At 37.0% G+C, this 19,306-nt stretch carries 30 protein-coding genes; 26 read left to right on the top strand and 4 right to left on the bottom strand.

All coding sequences use genetic code 11. The features are described 5' to 3' along the window. Positions 1 to 15: 15 nt before the first annotated feature. The 4 genes from EV579_RS03595 to EV579_RS03580 all read right to left on the bottom strand — a co-directional run bounded on the left by EV579_RS03595 (position 16) and on the right by EV579_RS03580 (position 2,890). Entirely contained in the window at positions 16 to 1,251 is a 1,236-nt protein-coding gene (locus EV579_RS03595; RefSeq protein ID WP_133743983.1) for a tyrosine-type recombinase/integrase, read from the bottom strand. After that, positions 1,244 to 1,747: an ImmA/IrrE family metallo-endopeptidase gene (locus tag EV579_RS03590; RefSeq protein ID WP_046343204.1), complete on the bottom strand. Its 504-nt coding sequence runs from the start codon at positions 1,745 to 1,747 to the stop codon at positions 1,244 to 1,246. Before EV579_RS03590 ends, EV579_RS03595 begins: the two co-directional genes overlap by 8 nt. 97 nt (positions 1,748 to 1,844) lie before the next feature. Next, positions 1,845 to 2,471, bottom strand: coding sequence for a DUF4352 domain-containing protein (locus tag EV579_RS03585; RefSeq protein ID WP_166644683.1), 627 nt, complete (start codon positions 2,469 to 2,471; stop codon positions 1,845 to 1,847). Between the two features lie 53 nt (positions 2,472 to 2,524). Beyond that, positions 2,525 to 2,890, bottom strand: coding sequence for a helix-turn-helix domain-containing protein (locus EV579_RS03580; protein WP_223254151.1), 366 nt, complete (start codon positions 2,888 to 2,890; stop codon positions 2,525 to 2,527). 167 nt (positions 2,891 to 3,057) lie between these two features. Between EV579_RS03580 and EV579_RS03575 the strand changes: the two genes are divergently transcribed. The 26 genes from EV579_RS03575 to EV579_RS03450 all read left to right on the top strand — a co-directional run bounded on the left by EV579_RS03575 (position 3,058) and on the right by EV579_RS03450 (position 19,244). Beyond that, positions 3,058 to 3,255, top strand: a complete 198-nt coding sequence (locus tag EV579_RS03575) for a helix-turn-helix domain-containing protein (protein WP_046343209.1) — start codon at positions 3,058 to 3,060, stop codon at positions 3,253 to 3,255. Between the two features lie 45 nt (positions 3,256 to 3,300). Beyond that, a complete protein-coding gene (locus EV579_RS03570) occupies positions 3,301 to 3,495 on the top strand; it encodes a helix-turn-helix domain-containing protein (protein WP_133743981.1) in 195 nt (64 codons plus the stop codon). Positions 3,496 to 3,582: 87 nt separating this feature from the next. After that, positions 3,583 to 3,849: a helix-turn-helix domain-containing protein gene (locus EV579_RS03565; RefSeq protein WP_223254150.1), complete on the top strand. Its 267-nt coding sequence runs from the start codon at positions 3,583 to 3,585 to the stop codon at positions 3,847 to 3,849. A 2-nt stretch (positions 3,850 to 3,851) separates the two neighbouring features. Beyond that, a complete protein-coding gene (locus tag EV579_RS03560) occupies positions 3,852 to 4,121 on the top strand; it encodes a hypothetical protein (RefSeq protein ID WP_087976836.1) in 270 nt (89 codons plus the stop codon). Next, entirely contained in the window at positions 4,122 to 4,292 is a 171-nt protein-coding gene (locus EV579_RS18945; RefSeq protein WP_155267116.1) for a hypothetical protein, read from the top strand. A gap of 189 nt (positions 4,293 to 4,481) precedes the next feature. Then, positions 4,482 to 4,673, top strand: coding sequence for a hypothetical protein (locus tag EV579_RS03555; protein WP_133743980.1), 192 nt, complete (start codon positions 4,482 to 4,484; stop codon positions 4,671 to 4,673). A 32-nt stretch (positions 4,674 to 4,705) separates the two neighbouring features. Beyond that, positions 4,706 to 4,927: a YqaI family protein gene (locus tag EV579_RS03550; protein WP_133743979.1), complete on the top strand. Its 222-nt coding sequence runs from the start codon at positions 4,706 to 4,708 to the stop codon at positions 4,925 to 4,927. A 107-nt stretch (positions 4,928 to 5,034) separates the two neighbouring features. Next, positions 5,035 to 5,955 carry a hypothetical protein gene (locus EV579_RS03545; protein WP_133743978.1) on the top strand — a complete coding sequence of 307 codons (921 nt, stop codon included), beginning with the start codon at positions 5,035 to 5,037 and terminating at the stop codon, positions 5,953 to 5,955. Beyond that, complete coding sequence (locus EV579_RS03540; protein ID WP_133744062.1) at positions 5,915 to 6,715, top strand: PD-(D/E)XK nuclease-like domain-containing protein; 801 nt, start codon at positions 5,915 to 5,917, stop codon at positions 6,713 to 6,715. The genes EV579_RS03545 and EV579_RS03540 overlap by 41 nt, the downstream gene beginning before the upstream one ends. A gap of 213 nt (positions 6,716 to 6,928) precedes the next feature. Next, positions 6,929 to 7,789, top strand: coding sequence for a hypothetical protein (locus EV579_RS03530; RefSeq protein ID WP_133743976.1), 861 nt, complete (start codon positions 6,929 to 6,931; stop codon positions 7,787 to 7,789). Positions 7,790 to 7,794: 5 nt separating this feature from the next. Then, entirely contained in the window at positions 7,795 to 8,082 is a 288-nt protein-coding gene (locus EV579_RS03525) for a replicative helicase loader/inhibitor (RefSeq protein ID WP_133743975.1), read from the top strand. After that, entirely contained in the window at positions 8,054 to 9,346 is a 1,293-nt protein-coding gene (gene dnaB, locus EV579_RS03520) for a replicative DNA helicase (protein ID WP_133743974.1), read from the top strand. Before EV579_RS03525 ends, dnaB begins: the two co-directional genes overlap by 29 nt. 14 nt (positions 9,347 to 9,360) lie before the next feature. Continuing rightward, the gene (locus EV579_RS03515) at positions 9,361 to 9,555 is read left to right on the top strand and encodes a hypothetical protein (protein ID WP_133743973.1); all 195 of its coding nucleotides are present in this window, start codon (positions 9,361 to 9,363) and stop codon (positions 9,553 to 9,555) included. Then, positions 9,552 to 10,001, top strand: a complete 450-nt coding sequence (locus tag EV579_RS03510; protein ID WP_133743972.1) for a RusA family crossover junction endodeoxyribonuclease — start codon at positions 9,552 to 9,554, stop codon at positions 9,999 to 10,001. The genes EV579_RS03515 and EV579_RS03510 overlap by 4 nt, the downstream gene beginning before the upstream one ends. Then, positions 9,989 to 10,675: a hypothetical protein gene (locus tag EV579_RS03505; protein ID WP_133743971.1), complete on the top strand. Its 687-nt coding sequence runs from the start codon at positions 9,989 to 9,991 to the stop codon at positions 10,673 to 10,675. Before EV579_RS03510 ends, EV579_RS03505 begins: the two co-directional genes overlap by 13 nt. Before the next feature lie 135 nt (positions 10,676 to 10,810). Next, a complete protein-coding gene (locus EV579_RS03500) occupies positions 10,811 to 11,095 on the top strand; it encodes an HIT family protein (RefSeq protein WP_129548419.1) in 285 nt (94 codons plus the stop codon). A gap of 71 nt (positions 11,096 to 11,166) precedes the next feature. Next, positions 11,167 to 11,367 (top strand): XtrA/YqaO family protein, encoded by a 201-nt coding sequence (locus EV579_RS03495; RefSeq protein WP_133743970.1) that lies wholly within the window; start codon positions 11,167 to 11,169, stop codon positions 11,365 to 11,367. 65 nt (positions 11,368 to 11,432) lie between these two features. Continuing rightward, a complete protein-coding gene (locus EV579_RS03490; RefSeq protein WP_166644682.1) occupies positions 11,433 to 12,665 on the top strand; it encodes a putative phage abortive infection protein in 1,233 nt (410 codons plus the stop codon). 24 nt (positions 12,666 to 12,689) lie between these two features. Next, positions 12,690 to 13,073, top strand: coding sequence for an ArpU family phage packaging/lysis transcriptional regulator (locus EV579_RS03485; RefSeq protein WP_133743968.1), 384 nt, complete (start codon positions 12,690 to 12,692; stop codon positions 13,071 to 13,073). Between the two features lie 97 nt (positions 13,074 to 13,170). Continuing rightward, the gene (locus EV579_RS03480; RefSeq protein ID WP_133743967.1) at positions 13,171 to 13,902 is read left to right on the top strand and encodes an APC family permease; all 732 of its coding nucleotides are present in this window, start codon (positions 13,171 to 13,173) and stop codon (positions 13,900 to 13,902) included. 255 nt (positions 13,903 to 14,157) lie between these two features. Next, the gene (locus EV579_RS03475) at positions 14,158 to 15,864 is read left to right on the top strand and encodes a ribonuclease YeeF family protein (protein WP_225310412.1); all 1,707 of its coding nucleotides are present in this window, start codon (positions 14,158 to 14,160) and stop codon (positions 15,862 to 15,864) included. Between the two features lie 12 nt (positions 15,865 to 15,876). Further along, a complete protein-coding gene (locus EV579_RS03470) occupies positions 15,877 to 16,281 on the top strand; it encodes a hypothetical protein (RefSeq protein WP_133743965.1) in 405 nt (134 codons plus the stop codon). 467 nt (positions 16,282 to 16,748) lie between these two features. Next, complete coding sequence (locus EV579_RS03465) at positions 16,749 to 16,931, top strand: hypothetical protein (protein ID WP_133743964.1); 183 nt, start codon at positions 16,749 to 16,751, stop codon at positions 16,929 to 16,931. A gap of 91 nt (positions 16,932 to 17,022) precedes the next feature. Beyond that, positions 17,023 to 17,367 carry a structural protein gene (locus tag EV579_RS03460; RefSeq protein ID WP_133743963.1) on the top strand — a complete coding sequence of 115 codons (345 nt, stop codon included), beginning with the start codon at positions 17,023 to 17,025 and terminating at the stop codon, positions 17,365 to 17,367. Positions 17,368 to 17,421: 54 nt separating this feature from the next. After that, complete coding sequence (locus EV579_RS03455) at positions 17,422 to 18,714, top strand: site-specific DNA-methyltransferase (protein ID WP_133743962.1); 1,293 nt, start codon at positions 17,422 to 17,424, stop codon at positions 18,712 to 18,714. A gap of 62 nt (positions 18,715 to 18,776) precedes the next feature. Beyond that, on the top strand, positions 18,777 to 19,244 hold the full coding sequence (locus tag EV579_RS03450; RefSeq protein WP_133743961.1) for a hypothetical protein: 468 nt from the start codon (positions 18,777 to 18,779) through the stop codon (positions 19,242 to 19,244). Positions 19,245 to 19,306 lie beyond the last annotated feature (62 nt).

The raw sequence follows: 19,306 nt of genomic DNA, 5'->3' as shown, positions 1-19,306 counted from the left end.
AATTGGGGACGAACTTTATCCGCCAGATTGTTTCTCAGTATTTTTAGGATCAAAATGATTAAAGTGTTCTGCGGTGTTAAATTCTAATTTGTTTGTGACATGACCATAAATATCTGAGGTTGTTTTAGCACTAGCATGTCCGGCTCTTTTCTGAATAGCATTAATGCTCTCACCTGCCTCTATAAGAAGAGCGACCATTGTATGTCTTAAATCATGTAGTCGAATGTTTTTTAATTTGTGTTTGTTTTTGATTTTTGACCATTTGGAAGTAGGGGTTGTGTAATGGAAAGGCTCACCAAAGCCATTATGAAATAAATATTGGTGATCATCTCCTTCCCATAAGTCACCAACTAATAGTTTTTCTTTTTTCCACATGATATGGAACTGCTTTAATTCATTCATATACCAGTTAGGCATCTTTACAAAACGTTTAGAACTTCTTGTTTTAGGTTCTTTAACATAGGGTTTTCCATCAACTGTCTTTGAAATTGAACGATTTATATGAAAGCCGCCGAGATCCCAATCAACATCTAAATGCCATTCAAGTGCAAGACCTTCACCGCGTCTTAGACCGCCAATCATAGCAGCTAAAAAATAAAGTCTCCATTTAATATCAACTTCTTGATACAAAATTTTTATACATTCAGCAGCTTCGTCAGATTCAAAATAGTTCATTTCTTGCTTTTCATGTTCTGGTTGAGGAAGTCCTTTCATAGGATCAACTTTAATAATCTTCCATTCTTCAGTAGCCGTTTTAAAAACAACTTGTAAAATTTTAAAAATGTCTTGGATAGTGGCTCCACTTAAACCTCCTGGTTTTCCATCCTTTCGTGCGCCATCTTTTTTTAAACTGTCTAAAAAATCTACAATATGAAGGCTTTTTATTTGTTCCATTTTTTTATTGCCAAAGACAGGGAGAATATGATTTTTTAAATGTCTCCAATATACATCGGAAGTAGTGAGAGAGTATGGTTTTCCGCTCTTTTGATAAAGCTTCTTCTCTTTCCACTTAGCGATAAAAGATTCAAATGTTAATTTTTCAGGTTCTATGTATTCTTCAGAAGAAACTTCGATTTTAAATTGATAGAGCTGGTCTGAGAGATACTCTTGCAATCTTCTTTTCGTCTTTAATAGTTTTGTATCTTCTATACGAATGGTTTTAGTTTTTTTCTTTCTTTTTCCGTTTATATCGTGACCAGCTTCAACAATTAATCTAAAAGAATTGTTTCCTCTTTTTTCAATGCTAGCCATATAAAACACCCCTTGTCTGAGAATAAGTTTTTTGATAATAGAGATTTAAACGGTGATTTGCAAATTCAGGAGTAACGTTAAAAATATTAGAAACTTTCAAGACAGCGAGTTCTGGTCTTTTGGGTAAATCCAAATCAATTAACATGAATGTTGGGATACAAAAATGATAAGCAAAATAATTCGCTTGTCTTTCTTGATAGATATTCCATAAAGTTTTAGTCAAATGAAAATTAGTGAATTTGCTAGATTGTCTAACTATATGGCAAAGTTCATGAGCGAAATCCTGCCATTGTTCCTCTTTAGATAGGTTTTTATTTAGAAAAATAGTGTACAGATTGTTAATTTCTACATAATGACTTGTGTCATTAACATAAAATATCCAAATGTCTAGATCATTAGCTATTTTGTGTTTATTTAATTGTGAAGGTTCAGTTATGCCAATATTACTAAGGAATGACTCAATCCAATCTTCTAAATGACTATTTATATATCTCAATGTTAATAAGCCCCTTTCTAAAAGAGAATGCTCTTAGATGAGTTAGAAACATATGTTCTGTTTTGGTGTGAAAATAAAAGCCCAATATGGGCAGTGTTTATTTAGTTTTAAAGAATAGTTTACCTGAAGTAGATATACTTTTATAAGCTATTAAAAAATCATCGTCTTTTTTTACTTGATTCACTATATAACCTTCAAGTGAACCACCGTTATATACTTCGCCTTCAAATTCTTTTGGCACAACAGTACCAATTTCCTCAGAATAAGGAGAACCATCACTACTAAAAAAGTCAAAGTTAAGAATTGGACTGAATAGTATAGGTTCATCATCTGTTTCAGAATTTGTCATCTTCACTTTGACCTTAACGAGTGCCCATTCAAAACCCTTTTTAGGTTGAGAAACAGTGCTATTCCTCTTATATAAAACATTAAATGCTTTATCTCCTCGAATAACCTCTTCTACATTCATCTTTAATTCAGCAGTATATTCATTATCCGATGCACTAATGTAATCGTCGAAATATATTGGCTTTTTTAAAGGTATAGGAGCAGTTCGTGTTCCATCAGCTTCTTTTTTAGTTTTCTTCTTAGCAGATGAACCCTCATTAGATTCCTGTTTATCGCTTTTTTCATTTGATTCATTTACTTTTGTATTCTGTGAATTACACGCTGTTAAAGACGTTGCTATTAAGAAAATAAGCACGCAAAAAAAAGTCTTTTTCAAAATATGCGCCCCTTTCATGAAATACATGTATGAAAGTAATTGAAGTCTTTTATTTAGTCACCATAGAAGTCTTTCTGCTTATCCCCTGGTTTACGACCTTCCTGAAGTCTTAGTGCTCTTTCAATTCTTTCAATTCTCTTTTCTATATCAGAATTTCCATCACTTGCAGCAGTAGACGCGTTGCCTGATCTCAGAAGTTGTTCTGCTTCAAACCTATAATCTTTCCCGGTTAGCAAATAATCTGTAGATACCCCAAAAACCTCAGCGATTTTCACAATTTCAATATCAGTTAAAGGACGAGTTCCTTTTTCTATTCTGTTCATTACACTGACATTCATATTGATTTTTTGAGCCAACTCTTTTTGGTTCCACTGTTTTTGTTCTCTCAATTTAATTATTCTTTCGCCTACAGCCAGCATCTTTAATCACCAACTTTCTATATTAGCAATATAAATCTTAACATTTTTCCAAAGTAGAAAAAAATAAATTGCTAAATTAGAAATAAAACAGTTGAAATTTCTTTTTTAGAAATGTATTATTAAATCAACAACAGGATTTCTAAAACAGAAATCGAGAGGAGGGAAATATGTTAGATTTAAAATTTGTCAAATCGAGACGTCATGTTAAACAAATTAATTTGCAACAAATGGCCAAGGCTCTAGGATTCAAAAATGCCTCAACATATATGAAATATGAGACAGGAGAATATGCCTTTAAAGCAAACCATCTCCCGATATTGGCTAAAGAATTAGACTGTGACATAAGGGATTTCTTTCGGAAATGAATTTCTAAAATAGAAATACAATTAAGTGACTAGGAGAGATAAGATATGCCATCAAAATCAACTATGACTGTTCATGAAACGGCTGATTTTCTTGGGGTACATCACGACACTGTTTACACAATGGTTCGTGAAAAACAAATACCTTTCTTCCGAGTAAGAAAAAGAATTTTCTTTAAACGAGAAGTTCTTGAAGAATGGCAATTAGCTCAAATGGAATCTAATTTTCGGCCAGTTGAATGATTAATAATTTACCACCTTAGAATACAGCGGATTTTTAGGTTTTTCTGTTCCAATTCGCAACATGTTCTATATAGGAACATTAAGGGGGTGAGGAAGTTGAGGTTGGGGGTAGTGCTCCGACAAGCAAGGAAAAGAGCTGGGATGTCCCAAGAGAAGTTGGCTGAATTGTTAAGTCGCTCAAGGAGCTGCATATCAAAATTTGAGAATGATCAAAAGATGCTTGATGTTCCTACATATGTACGGTGGATGGAGGCGACAAATGCAAAAGAAGCCATGATCGCAACCTTATGTGGTGTCGATCCACTTGCGGTCACGCAGCAAATTACAGCCATTATGGCTTTGTTTGGAGGATGAAGATGAGAAAAGCGATTTTCAAGAGTATTGATCATGAAGGGATAACAGCTGAAATGATCTGTATTGAGCAACTACAAAAAAGATTAATGAAAGCATTAGAGAGTGCTGATACAAATACGGCATTGGCAGCTCACAAAGATATTGCAAAATCACTAAACCAAATTCAGCGTTACGAAAGCCAAGCTAAGGTTCATTTATTAAAACAGGCTGCTAGGATTACAAAAATCAAATATCCAAAATCATTAAAAAATAGATTGCGAGGATTGATCTAGATGAAGTATTTGTTCACAGCAAGTCGCTTAATGAAGGCGAAAGATATCGTGAAACAATGTCAGATGCGTCATACAGAGGAAGGGCTCATTTTATTAGCCGCTCTGGAATTACAGATCAGAACGGAAATAGAAAACAGAAAAAAGCAGCAAGCTCCGACACTTACTGCTTAAATCATTTCAAACCATGAATAACAAAATGATCGATCTCATTATAGCGTTATTTAGAGATCACGACAAGGCTTATTCTTGTCGTCCGGCTTGCGGATGGGACAGTGCACACCTACCCCCTCAAATCATGCTCCATCCGCGGTCGGACGATGCGAATAAGCATCAAATAATGTGTTAGGGAGGAAAGAAGTCTTGAGAACTAAACCAGTTATTAAACCTTTCAGTGAGAGACAGTCTGATCAGTTCTATCTATCACAAGTGAATGGATCAATTGTGATGACTGACAAAGGTAAGCCATTGTTCCAATTTCCTGATAAACAAGCCTTTGAGAAATTTCAACAACTAAAGGCCGATGCGATCCGCTCAAAATTAGAGATTTCTTGATGCTCACACCAAACAGAAGAGGAGGGAAGAAGATGAATATTGAGCATCCGATCATCACAGAGATTAATAGATACGGCTATCCAAAAGAAATGGTGAGGCAAGAAGAGCACTTTGGAATTGATTTTTATGGGTCAGAAATTTTGCTAGAAGATGACTATGTTGAGGATAAAAATTCGGGTGAATTGATCTTGCGAGAAAATCTAGAACGCTATCTTGTAGAGGAGCTTGATTTTGAATTTAAAACAGCAAAATAAAAGAGCTCACTCCCACAAGTGAACTCATCTAAATAACCAGACACAGAATATGGTGTCAACCACTATTATAAGCAGGTTGGCACCTAAATTCAATGGGGGTTTCTTATATGAATGGATTGTCAAATGTTGATTACTCAAACTATATGGCAGCTTCACAACAATCAGCAGGAACGTCAGTAACAACCGAAGCAATGGTTAGTCGGCAGGCACAAGAAGTACAAGCAGCTATGGTCATAGCAAAGAAGTTTCCGCGAGACGTTTATGCTGCTTTTGAACGAATCAAGAAAGCATGTGAGCGTAGGCTATTAGCTGAGAATGCTGTCTACGAATATCCACGAGGTGGCACAAAGGTATCAGGTCCTTCAATTCGACTAGCTGAAGCTTTGGCGCAGAATTGGGGGAACATTGATTACGGAATCATGGAACTTGAACAAAAAGCAGGAGAATCTTCTGTTATGGCTTATGCATGGGATCTTGAAACCAATACTCGCCAGACCAAAATATTTACGGTAAAGCATGAACGAAAAGCAAAAGGAGCCATTACAAAGCTCAACGATCCAAGAGATATTTATGAACTGGTTGCAAACCAAGGAGCGCGTCGGGTTCGTGCGTGCATTCTCGGAGTGATACCAGGAGACATTGTTGATGCAGCAGTTGATATGTGTCAAAGAACGCTGATTAGTGGTCATAAAGAGCCTTTAGAAGACCGTTTAAGAAAAGCATTAACAACATTTAAATCTGATTTTGGTGTTACGAAGGAAATGGTCGAGGAATATGTCGGTAGTAAATTGGATGCATTTACTGAGCAGGATTACCTCAAAATAGGACGCATCTATACTTCACTTCGTGATGGAATGGCAAAGAAAGAGGACTATTTCAACGTCAAAACTTCAGGTGCTACTAATGCTACAAAATCCAAAATCGAAGAAGAGTTTCTAAAGCAGCAGGAACAAAAAGAGAGTGATACAAAGGCTGGTGAGCCAGCAAATGATGATGCCGACAATCAACAAGGAGAATTATTACTCTAACGAGATAGACCGAGTTTATATGTCAAATTCTCAATATAAGAGTTTCTTAGAGTGTGAGGCGGCTACAATGGCAAAACTCAACGGTGAATGGCAGCCGCCGTCCTCTGAGGCTCTTCTATTTGGACAATATGTTCATGCCTGGCTTGAAGGAGAGCAAGCCTTTGATGAATTTAAGATGAACACACCTGCTCTATTTACACAAAAGGGCCAATTATATAAACAGTATCAATTGGCTGATCTCATGATTGAAGCTATACAGAATGACGATTTGTGCATGTTTGTTCTTCAAGGAGATAAAGAAGTGATCATCACAGCTAAATTGTTCGGAGTGCCTTGGAAAGGAAAACTCGATGTGTACAACCCAGCAGGTGGGCGTTTTGCTGATCTTAAAACAACTCGATCTCTTAGGGAAAGGATATGGGATCAAGAGCTTGGCTATTGTTCATTTGTAGAAGCCTATGGATATATTGCTCAAATGTCTCTCTATGCAGAATTAGAAAGACAGGAAGCAGGACGTAGTGAATGGTTAGAGCCTTTGATAGTGGCCATATCAAAAGAAGATCCACCAGATAAAGCAGTTATCAATATTGATGAGTCAAGGATGGAAATTGAGTTAGAAGATATAGAAAAAAACATGGAGCGGATCGTTCAGGTTAAGCATGGCGGAGAAAGACCGAGAAGATGTGAAAAGTGTAAGTATTGTCGATCTACAAACCGTCTTAGCCGGATCATCCATTTTTCTGAGCTGGTGAACAGCTAATGAGGGAGAAGCTAATCATTAAAGTTCCTATTCCGTTTGTGTACTTGTCTTTATCTAAATCAAGTCGTAATCAAGCTGCGTTATTTAGAGCGCATGTAAAGGGTTATATCCAAAGAAATGAGCCAGGTCTTACTTTTATTAAGAACAGTGGAATGTACGCCCTATGTGAGATTAAAAGGCTTTAATTGACGATGTTGGAGAGGAGGAAGTTATTTGTCTACTGGATGGGTAAAACTGCATCGCAAAATATTAGAACACGAATTATGGAATGACGTGACTACCTTTAGACTGTTCACTTTATTAGTTATGAGAGCTAGTCATCAAGATGGCTTCAAAATGAATGGAGTTGTATTAAATAAGGGCCAGTACATAAGATCGTACTCAAAACTATGTGAGGACCTCGCTTATAAAGAAGGAAGAGGGCTAAAAAAGCTGTCTAAAAGTACAATTATGCGTTCAATTAAGAAACTCGTTACGAACAACATCATCACTGTTAGCGAAACGGAACTAGGAACACTATTCACCATCGTGAAATACGAGTCATATCAAGAGTTTTCGAGTGATCACGAAACAGAACCCAGAACGGAAGAAGAACCTATCGCAGAACGAAGACGGAACGAAAGCGGTACGAAGTCGGAACTATATCAAGAATTAAAGAATTTAAGAATTAAAGAAGAAGAGGAAGAAGAAAAGAGAGCCTCAGTAGAACATGATCTAACTCCTTTCCAGCAAATCGAAGAAAAGTACTTATCACGAAAAGGTGGGTTGATGTTAACGCCAAAAGATTCGGCTGCCATTGAAAGGATTCTCAAGGAGCGAATCCCACTTGAAGACATATTGGTGTGGATCGACGAGGTATTTGATCAATATCAACCAAAGCATAGAGCAGACAGTATTAAATCATTTGCATACCTGGAATCAGCGATTCTTGATCGTTGGCATGCACAGCAGAACCAACCCCAGCCTCTTAAAAACAATGTTTCTGAATTTAAACCAAAGCAGCATAGGCAAAGTAATTTAGACGCTCTAGCTCAATACGCAAAAGAAAACGGGATTAAATTTGGAGGAGGTTGATGGACATGAATCAAGAACAAGCAATGTCTATCCTAACAAGGATTGCAGCTGCCTATCCAAGGTTTGAACTCACCACAGATGCGATTGGAATAGAAAGAATTAAACTTTGGCTTGATCACCTAAAAGACCAACCCTATGAACAGGTTTTAAAAAAGATCGACCAGCACATTGCTGAAAAGAGATTCCCACCTGCTATCGCAGAGATCAAAATTAAACAACCAGAGCAAAATGAATTCTTAGCGAAACAGAAAGTGTGGGAACAAAATGCAAAATTTGCGAAACGTAGAGGCTGAACAGTTTTTATTAGGTTGTATCATCCTTGAGGGTGATCTGATTAAAGAAACAGCACTAGAGCCCAGACATTTTGCTGAAGAACGCCATAAGCGGATTTTTGAAGCGATGAGGGAAGTGGACAAACTAGGTAAGCCTGTTGAATTGGCCAATATCGCTGCAGCTATGGGAGACCTTTTAAATTCAATTGGAGGCTTTGAATACTTAACCAATCTTGCAAGTACTGTTCCCTCAAAACATGCTTTCGAGACCTATGAAACATTAATTTACGAGGCTTTTAGACTCAGAGATTTACAAAGTGCCGCTTTAGCTTTTGCTAATGCCCCATGCGATGAGGGGATCACTAAGCTTTATCAAAAGACCATTGAAGTGCAAGAAGTTGGAGTTAAAGCTACTCGGACGAAAATGGATGTTCTGACGGAGATATTCATGAGCATGGAAGAAGATCAAGGGGATCTTACAGGAGTCGACACTGGTCTTGCGGACTTGAACGCCATGACAGGTGGTTGGCAAAAAAGCGATTTGATTATCGTGGCAGCTCGTCCATCGATGGGAAAGACTGCTTTTGCTCTTAACTTAGGTTGTAATAACGCGCTAAAGGGTGGAGTTACTGATATTTTCTCGCTCGAAATGTCAGATACACAGTTAACTCATCGAATGTTAAGCAGCCTTGGGAGAATTGAAGGCACGAAGTGGAGGAATCCAAAAAAGTACTTTAGCGATCAAGATTATGACAGAGCCAACAAAGCTATGGGTGAATACGAAAAATTAGATATCTACATCCATGATCAGCCTACCCAAACAGTCGCAGATATCCGGTCCCAGATCCGAAAAACGAAAAAGGATCACCCTGATCAAGATCATTTAGTGGTCATTGATTATCTTCAGCTCATCACCCCAATCGGTAAATTTGAGAGCAAAAACTATGAGGTTGGAGCTATCACAAAAGAGCTGAAGAATATGGCGAGAAGCTTTAATGTCCCAATCATTTTGCTATCACAACTCTCACGTGGAGTGGAACAGAGGCAAGATAAACGTCCAATGATGTCTGATCTGCGTGATTCAGGAAGCATTGAACAAGACGCTGATATCGTTACGTTCCTCTATCGTGATGATTATTACAACAAAGATAGTGAGCAGAAAAATATAGTCGAAATCATCTTTGCTAAACAGCGAAATGGTGAAGTTGGGACAATAAATGCTGCTTTTATGAAAGAGTACGGAAGATTTGTAAACTTGTCGCGGCAAATGGAAGCCGCTTTATGATACGGAGGATGAACATGTCAAATATTAATAGCAAACAGCGTCGTGAGTACCTTTTAAACGAATTAACTCGTATTGGATATTTAGCTAGTTTGGACAAGAACTCCGAAAATTTATCACTCTATGAACTTGAAATGCTTGTCATTTCTCTCAAGAGTCAACGTGGCAGCAGGGTGTTAACATATAACGCTAGGATGGAGGCATCTGAATGAAGATAGCATTCACCGTCTACGGAGAGCCGGTTGCACAGGGGCGTCCAAGAGCTACTCATATGAATGGAATGACAAGGTTATACGACCCCAAGAAGTCACGAGACTTTAAGCAATACGTTAAGTTGGCTGCGAGCGATCACCGTCCTGATCAACTTCTTGCTGGTCCCCTGGAGTTGAGGGTTAAAGTGTACAAATCTACTCTAAAAAGTTTCAGCAAGAAAAAGGCTGCAGAAGCTGAAAGAGGTGAATTGCGTCCAGCGAAAAAGCCAGATGTTGATAACTACATCAAAGGAATAAAAGATGGCCTGAATAAAGTCATTTGGCAGGATGATAGTCAAATTGTTGATCTGCATGTAAGCAAGTTCTACAGCAGCACACCAAGAATTGAAGTCGAAGTCTCAACTCTCACACCAACCCATGAGGAGGAACAAATATGTCTTTTGTAAATTTTGATGGTTCAGTCAAGAAAGTAAATCACAAGCCTAAAGGTGTTACAGAATTGGTCCTTGAAATCTCAACGAAGGATCTAGGAAACAGCATTCAAAACCTTGCTGAAATGATTGATAACGATGTGCGTGTTGAAATTGAGAGCGATGTTGTCCGCTATAACGTGCAGATCAATGCTCACACTGAACGACCTATCGTAAATTATCAAGTAGATCAGAGCGGCGTTGTCCATATAGCAAAACCTGAGTCAGAACAGCTTGAAGCTGAACTTGGTTTGCCTGAAGAAAAACCAAAAATTGAAGAAAAGCCGATGGAGATTAAGCGTGAAGTGGTGGATCAATTCATTATTGAAGGTATGGCTCCAGAACAGGAAGGTTTCCCTGAGAATATGGCAGATATCGTGAAAAGACGTATTGAAGGAGAATCTTACAGTAAGTTGGCCACAGAGCTTGAGATGTCATCTGGCGCCGTCGTTGATATGATTAATGATTACCGAGCTGCAGTGGCTCCACTCGCTGAAAAATGGTGGGATTGGAAAGAGGATCAAGCCAACGAAGCTGTGCCGATGCAAAAAGATGAAGAAGCAGCTGATGTAGATTTAGATTCCTCTCAAAGTGTGAAAGACGATTCTGACGGGAATGATCAAAAAGAAGAGGAAGACGGGGCTGCCTAAGATGGCACGCAAACGATCAAAACGGTGGTTCCTGCTTTATCGCATAGAGGATGGACAACGTGTTCACCTCTACGAATGACCACTTGAAAAATATGAACTGCTCAGTCGGATCAGGAAAGGATGGAGGATTATCAGATGAAAAACAAATTCTTAGAAGGAGACTGGATCAAAGCATCAAGGAAGGGGAAAAGAGAAACACTTAACAAAGAAGGTTATGTACTTAAAGTATCTGAAGATGACATTTTAGTAAGGTTCCTTAGTGGTAATACCTTGGTTGTTCCAAAGTCTTGGGCTGAAAATTTGGAAGAGGCACTTACTGAAGATGATCTGAAGGCTTTGATTGATTTGTCTTTAGATTTAAGGGACGAACATCTCTTTAGAATGTGTGTATGTGATTTGCAAGCTCTTCAGGGCAAATAAAAAGAACCGAAGCACAAGGCTCCAGTTCTATTGAATCTGCACAATTCATTATAACATGGGAGGCCTTGTGCATGAACTTACCTATTGAAATTCTAACTACAAAGAAAATTGAAGAGCATATCGAGTACGGAAGGGTAAAGCTGCTAATCCTAGACGGAGTTAACCACAAAGCCTACTTATCAAATATTCCTGATTACGGGAAGACTAGTATTCATTCAAAAAATGGCTTACCTATAAGGATACAGTATGATTATGGATATAAAATAATGTGAACATTGTTATATTATGGATTACATGTTACGATTTATAGGATTTTTGGATGATGGGAGATAATTTAATGAAAGAATGGTTTAAAGAAAACAAGTGGATATTTGTTGGGGGAATTGTGATTGTTGCAGCGATATCAACTCCTCTTATATTATTCATTGTGAGAAATCATTTAGATCAAAAAACGTTTGAAGCATTAGGGCCAGTAGGAGATTTCTTTGGTGGAACCACTGTTGGCCTCTTAACGTTGGCAAGCATGTTATTTGTTATTGCCAGTATTTCAATGCAAAAAAAGCAACTTGATATGCAACAAGATGAATTAAAGATGCAGAGAGAAGAGCTAGCTAAAACGAGAGAAGAGTTTGAACTTACAAACAAGACTTTGACTAAACAACAGTTTGAGAGTACTTTCTTTAACATGATTAATCTACATCATAATTTGTGGAAAGATTTAGAGGTAAGACGTAATTTTTTTGAGACAATATATGGGGAACTGAGGTTCAATTACAATAATTTTGTGAAAAAATATTGGGAAAGTCGTTTGATTTCGCTTAAAAATGAAGATCCAATTGCATTAAAAAAATTTTTGAGATCTATTTATTTAAACAATAGTAAAGTTAAGAGATTTGAAACGGAACTAAAAAACATTAATCGTTCGGAAATAAATCAAGAACTAATAAGAAAATTAGAATCTAATAATGAAGAATACTTTAATGATTTTTCAGATAAATTTAATGATGAATTTGAAAGAAGAGAAATAGACGATCTTTTTATTGAATATATGAACAATCCATATTTATTGGACTACTTACTTATTGAAAATAGTAATAGATTTTATTATTATACTTTCGATGGAACAATTGATTATACTCTATCTAATGAGAGGTTTATTGAAGATCTTAATGATGAATGGACTATTAGTTTTATGAAACAAATTAGAAAAGAAACATTGTATGAACCCTCTATTTTAAAGAGAAATGCGTATGAGAAGTTATATAATAATAAAGAAGAAGAAATTGGACACTATTATAGAAACCTTTATAGAATTGTAAAATTTATACAAGATGAAAATTTCAGCACTGATAAAATACAAAATGAAAAAGAACAAAAGAAATACCGAGGGATACTTAGAGCTCAGTTATCTTCAATGGAATTATTAATGCTTTTCTATAATGTCGTGTATTCAAAAAAAGGAGAGAAATTTAAAGAAATCCTAAAAGGTACTAACTTTTTTGACGATCATTTAATTGAATCTAAATTACTATGGGCAAACGATAAAGAAGAGTTAGCCGCTTTAAAATAGATGTGATATGCGTGGTGAATAACCTTGACTGTTGAAGTACTTCACCTTTTACCAGAGGTAAATGAAAAGCACGTCCGTCAGACATTAATAAATGAATTGAAACTTTATAAAGCATTAAAAGTTAAACAAGAGAACTTGGATGAGCAAAAAGCAAATGGCATCTTAACTTTGTTTCCAAGATTAATAGATCAAAATGTTTGTTCGGAGTTGAAGGTGCGGCAAATAGAAAGAGCACTAGAGTACAGCTTGGATGAAATTGAACAAGAAATTATTCGCATGAAGTACCTTACTTCACGAATGGTTAAAGATCTTGAGGTATGCGAAGAATTAGGATTAAAGAAAGATCGATATTACAAATTGAAAAAGCAAGCAACGTTTAAACTTTCGACAGCACTTGGAATCATATGAGTGCTGTTTTTATTTTTTAAAAAATCGTTCGACAAAATTTGCAAAATATTAATAATAAGTTTATTTTACCGAAGTTATTAAAGGAGGGGAAAACAGCATGAACAAATCTAAGATATTCAACATAATAACCAATATGTTTGTCTTTATTCTTTTAAGTTTTGCGATAATAGGTTTTTGGAGGATTTTTAATCAGAATCCTAAAAATACTTTATACAATTCTAGTATAGCTACGGTACTATCCGGTCTATTTACTGGTTGTCTAGCTTATTTGGGTGTTAGGTGGTCTGTTGCAAATGCTACTAAAAATTCAAAAGAAAGCATGTTGTCAAATACTGTAACTAAAGAAAGAATTGTATGGCAAAATAAATTGCGTGATAAGTTTGGTGAATATAATAAAATTATATTTGAGATTTCAAGGGTTAGTAACAGGCTTGACTTTAAAAATAAGACAATAAGCAAGGAGTTACAAGACAAAGTCACTGAATGCCATTCGGTCATAAGATATATAAATTTGTTATTGAATCCTTCAGAAAAACCTCACAAAAAATTAATCTATCAACTCCAAAGACTTATAACTGAAAGTACAAAGGTTAAACTTGATATTAATATAATTGAAACTTTAGATAATGTTGAATTTATGCAACAAGTCATTTTAAAGTTTGAGTGGAAAAGAATAAAAGAAGAAGCAGAAAAAGGACAAAAGTTATCTGATGAGAGAATTGATGAACTATATAAGATTACAGCATTGAAAATTAATGAGAAATTAGCAGAAGAGATTTTGGGTTATACAAATTGTTGTATATGCAGTTGTAAATGTAGGTGTAAATAAAGATTTAATTACTTCCAATTGATTTAAATTCAAAAGATTAGCCATAGACATGAATTGATCAGTTTTAATAAAAGTAATTAGAGGACATTTATCATTGAGCGCATAAAGTGCTTTGATTGATGTCCTTTTTTTATGAAACAAGCTTCTTTCATCATCAAATAGCAGTTGTTGTTTTTATATCTTTATCCCTATTTAATGACAATCATCACGTTGGTAAAATTGACCTTGTCAATGAATAGGAGGGAGTGACTTCTTCTGGGGAAGATACTTGATGCTAAAGCACTAACCAGTGCCATGGACGCAAGGGCGAAACATTATCAGGAACTCCGCGAACAAATGATTGATTTAAAAAAGGCACTACAAGGCGTGGCAAACCTGGGTGATGATTTCACTGGTAAAGGTGCCGATAACATTAAAAGTTTTTATAAAGAGCTAGCTGGAAATGTGGACATGTTTATCAGCTTCATCGATAAGCAGAAAGCCTTTCATGAAGGTGTTTCTGGGACACTTGATGATACAAACTTTGGCGGCGACACTTTTGTAGAAGAACACTTTTTAGACAACGCTGTACATATGGGCATCAAAAACGCCAAAAGCATTGTGAAGGATCAAAAAGATGCGCTTAAAACAATTTTTGAAGATATCGATGACCTCATTTCACTGGAGGTATTCGATAGCCAAACCTTTGATGATAAGATCGAAGATGCGGAAGACGAGCGAAAGAAAACGGTTAAAGATTTAATAGAGCTTGATCAAAATCTAAAAGATGAATATGCTTTGTCAGAAACTGAGGAGAAGGCTACAATGGCATTGTATGCAGAAATGATCAATGCTACGAATGACGGGAAATCCATTTCACCTATGAATTTTGATAAAAAAGCATTTCAAGATAGTGAAATCTATAAGGCAAAAAGCGATATTGAGAAGCAAACTGCTGAATATCTCAAAATCAAACAAGAACAAGAAGAAGCCCGTGAGATCGCAAAGGAACAAGAGGCCCTCGCCAACCGTTCTTGGTATGAAAAAGCGCTCGATTATGGTGGAAACATTGTCAATGAGCTAACCGGTGTGAATGATGCAAAACGAGCAGCTACAGGCGTCGATCCAATCACAGGCGAAAAGCTTACGGCAGGCCAACGAGTCGCTGCAGGTGGCATGGCAGCAGCCGGTTATATCCCTATCGTCGGCTGGGCAGGACGCATTTTTAAAGGCGGGAAAGCCGTCTATAAAACCACCCAAGCCACGTCAGCTGCAGTCAGAGCGGTCGACATCTACAAGACGTCACAAAAATCTTTTGATGCCCTAAAGACATCCCAAAAAGGTTTATACGGGCTCACCGCGACCAACGGCTTCAGCGAAGCGATTACAGGTCGAGACATGTTTGGAAACAAGGTCTCGAAAGAACAGCAGGAAGCCAGTATGAATACGGCGCTTGCAATGCTTTTACCGTTTGGTATGAAAGGACCTATAAAGAAAACTCCAGGAGTTATCCAAAAGTCAAATAAACAAATTAGTGAAAGCTATGATGAAATAAAGAGATTCAGGGAAAAAGCGGGATTAAAACCTTATGCTATTGATTCTGGTGATACGGTAGCAGCAGTTAAAGTTAATGACAGGACATTTTTTGGAGTGAATTCTACTATCACTAAGGAGTCCCAACAAGCAACAAGAGAGCTAAGACAAAAGTGGTTAAAAGAAGTACAATGGGTTCCACCTAAAAAGAGTTCACCTAAACATTTAGGCCATGCTCAATCATTGACACATGCAGAATCTCATTCATTAATTAGAGCTTTTGAAAAGGAAGGTCAATTACCGCAAAAAGTAACTATGTTTGTAGATAGGAAGACTTGCAATATTTGTAGAGGGGAAATGCCAGCCTTGCTAAAAAGGTTGGGGGTTGATGAATTAGAAGTTTATAGTGGTGGATTAGAAAAACCTTTAGTTATCAAAGCAACTAAATAAGGAGGATATTTCGTGATTGTATATAACGGACCAGTTGAAGAACCAATTGAAAACCCAGGAGAAGAATTTATTAAAAATATTTTCTTTGAAAAAGAAGCGGATTATTGGAAACAAGGAAGTGGAGATTCTTGTTTTGAGATAGAAGGAGAAGATGAATGGCTTATTTTCTTTTATGATGAGCCATATGGATTCTTTATCATGAGACATCCTGATTATTTAGTCCCTTTGAATAAGGATGTTGAAATAGAAACAATAGAGCATTTGGTTGGTGGAGAACCAATGAAGGTACCATCATGCAGTTATGTAAGTCGAGAAGAAGCATATAGAATTGTTCAACACTTTTTAAGTACAAAAACTATGCCTGATTTTGTTGATTGGGTTGATTTATATGACATCGATTTTGAACATGATTTTTAAAACTAGAGTGTCCATGTATATGGGCACTTTTTCTATTTGCAATGCCGATAAAAAACCGACAAAAAGGGGGATAAAATGGGGACCTTTTTTCATGCGTTGGTCATCGTATGATAGAGACAAGCAAAAAGAACGTGAATATTTTGTCCAGAAGGAAGAACCTGCGGACGCTAATCATTGAGCACTCTATGTGCCTTGATTGGTGTCCGCTTTTTTTATTGGGAGACGCGTCTTTCCCTTATCAATGGCGTATCTGGATACGGAACAAAGGTGTTGAGGAATGTGGCCATACGAGAGGGACATTCTGAGCCTGGATAGCAGCTGGTCTGCGGCGGTCGTATCGAGGACAGTTTTTCATTTTATTTGATGATTGACTGTACTTGGCATCCTCTCGGAGTGTAGTCATCATTTCAAAATCTATTTAAGCGAATAGCGTAAGGTGGTGCTTATTCGGCAAGGAGAGTATGTAAATGAAGATCAGAGATTCTTTATCCGAAGAAACAACGAAGCAATTAAAGCGCATTGCTCCTGGTTCTAATCGAAAGAAGAAGAGCAATGCTGATCCGATAACAAAGCGAGATTGGGAAGAAATCATGGGAACGAGACGCGAAACGTATCAACGACAAGGCGGCCGGGTCCGAAGAAAACGTTGATTTGATGGGAACAGTCGTCTTTTGGGTGTATGGCTGCAGGTGCTTTGGTGAGGGATAGGAGCGCAAAAATATAAAAAGGGAGATGATGAGCATGGCATCAGGATTTGGAGTGTCGGCGAACCCGACAAAAGCTAATCACATTTTAGGGAAGGATAAGGTCGTAAGAATTGCGGTACAAAACCACAATGACTTTAGTGCTGGTCCCAATCTTATTCCACAAAGAAAGGTTAATGGGAAGTGGGAGACAATTAAAACAAATTCCCCGAACCCGCTTAACCCAGGTGAAAAACTTTATGATCAATTTGACATCAAAGAGTCATTTGGTAACAAAAAAGGTACTTATCGCTTTAGAGTGGATGTAGAACGCTACGACAAAAAGGGCAATCATGTTGCAACCCTTGGAACATTCTACACTAGCGAATTTTACATCAAGTAAGCAGCTGATGCCGCCCTAGAGGCGGCATCATTTGTTTGATAGGAGGAAACAACATTGAATATCAAAACAATTCCCGTACATAAAATTAACCCATCACCATATAACCCCCGAATTGATCTACAACCAGGAGATCCCGAGTACGATTCACTAAAACAATCCATAGATAAGTTTGGATACGTTGATCCGCTAATCTGGAATGAACGGACAGGTCACCTTGTAGGCGGTCATCAACGTTTCAAAGTATTGATGGAAGATAAACCGTCTGAAATTCTGGTATCAGTGGTTTCTTTAAATGACCAGGATGAAAAGGCCCTAAACGTAGCATTAAACAAAATCAGTGGAAATTGGGATGAAAACAAACTTGAAAAACTTCTAACAGAGCTAAAGGATAACAATCTTGATCTAGAAACTATTGGATTTACTGAAGAAGAATATGAAGATCTATTAGACAGTGTTTCTATTGAAAATGAGATCGTGATTGTTGAGGAAGATAATTTTGATGTGCAAGAGGCACTAGACAATATAAAAGAACCAGAAACAAAGTATGGGGATGTTTGGCGGCTTGGCCGGCATACCCTAGTGTGTGGAGACGCGACAAAGATAGAGGATGTTGACCGATTGATGTCTGGCCATAAAGCAGATCTAGTCATAACTGATCCACCTTATAATGTAGCGGTGAAAAGTGATAGTAAAAAGTTAAATGATGATGGCCATGCATCAATATTAAACGATTCTATGGATGATGGTCAGTTTGATTTGTTTTTAAGAGAAGTGTTCCTGAATTATTCAAGAATCTTGAACGAAAAGGCAGCTATATATGTTTTTCACGCCGCTTCATATCAACGCGCTTTTGAGAATGAGATGCGTCACGCAGATATTGATATAAGATCGCAGTGTATTTGGGTAAAAAACTCACCAACTTTCGGATGGGCGCAATATAAATACATGCACGAACCGGTTTTCTATGCATTCAAAAAAGGCTATTCACCTAATTGGTATGGAGATAGAAAACAAGTTACTGTTTGGAGAGCTGATGCCTCTGAAGAAGGAGAACCAGCAACAATTTGGGAAGTTTCCCGCGGTGATACTACAAAATATGTTCATCCTACACAGAAGCCGCTTGATCTTATTAATATTCCCCTAAGTAATAGCAGTAAAAAAGGTGATAGAGTAGTAGATTTCTTTGGGGGAAGCGGGTCGACTCTTATGACATGTGAGCAAACTGATAGAGAGGCCCTTCTTTTGGAGCTTGATCCTTATTTTTGCGATGTAATTAGAGCTAGATATGAAAAAGCAACAGGGATAAAAAGCAAATTGGTTAAAAGATACAAGACCTTTAATAAATAATTTTAAATATACCCACACATAATTTGAATGTAAGTTTCAATATAAACTAAGGAGGATTTTGTATGGCTATAATATCAAGTCAAGAAAAACAGAAACATGAGGGTAGTACAAGGACAAAAGGGTCTTACAGCATTGAGGAAGTTAATAATGAAATCGAAATAAAACTTCACCTTTCTGTGAGAAAAAGTGGAATTTCTGGAACTGGTAAAGGAGCCTTAATTTTTGGGCTTTTGGGAAGTGATTCTAACCAACCTCCACTTTTAAATAAAGTGATGACAAAAACTGTAGGTTCTGACATGAGTGGTTCACGTGAAGAAAGCAATGATGAGAAACTGATCATGTTGAAAAGCAAATGGGATCAAGTTTCGTTTATAGTCCTTGGTGTAGCTACCAATGATAGTATTGGTTTTCCTCGCTCGCTTTCAGACTGGAAAAAATTGATTGGGGAAGAACTTGGAACTGTTCTTGGAGGTTTAGGTCTTGGTGAAGTGAAAGAGATTGCAGACATTGTATTCAAAAAAGTGAAATGATAATTAGGAACACTTAAAACGAAAGACCGACTGAAATCGGTCTTTTTTTCATAAAAAAGAGG

Origin of the sequence: Bacillus sp. BK450 (genome assembly GCF_004364885.1) — a bacterium.
Taxonomy (GTDB): Bacteria; Bacillota; Bacilli; order Bacillales; family Bacillaceae; genus Bacillus; species Bacillus safensis.
Note: the sequence above shows the minus strand (reverse complement) of the source record. Positions and strands in the feature narration are given on the sequence as shown.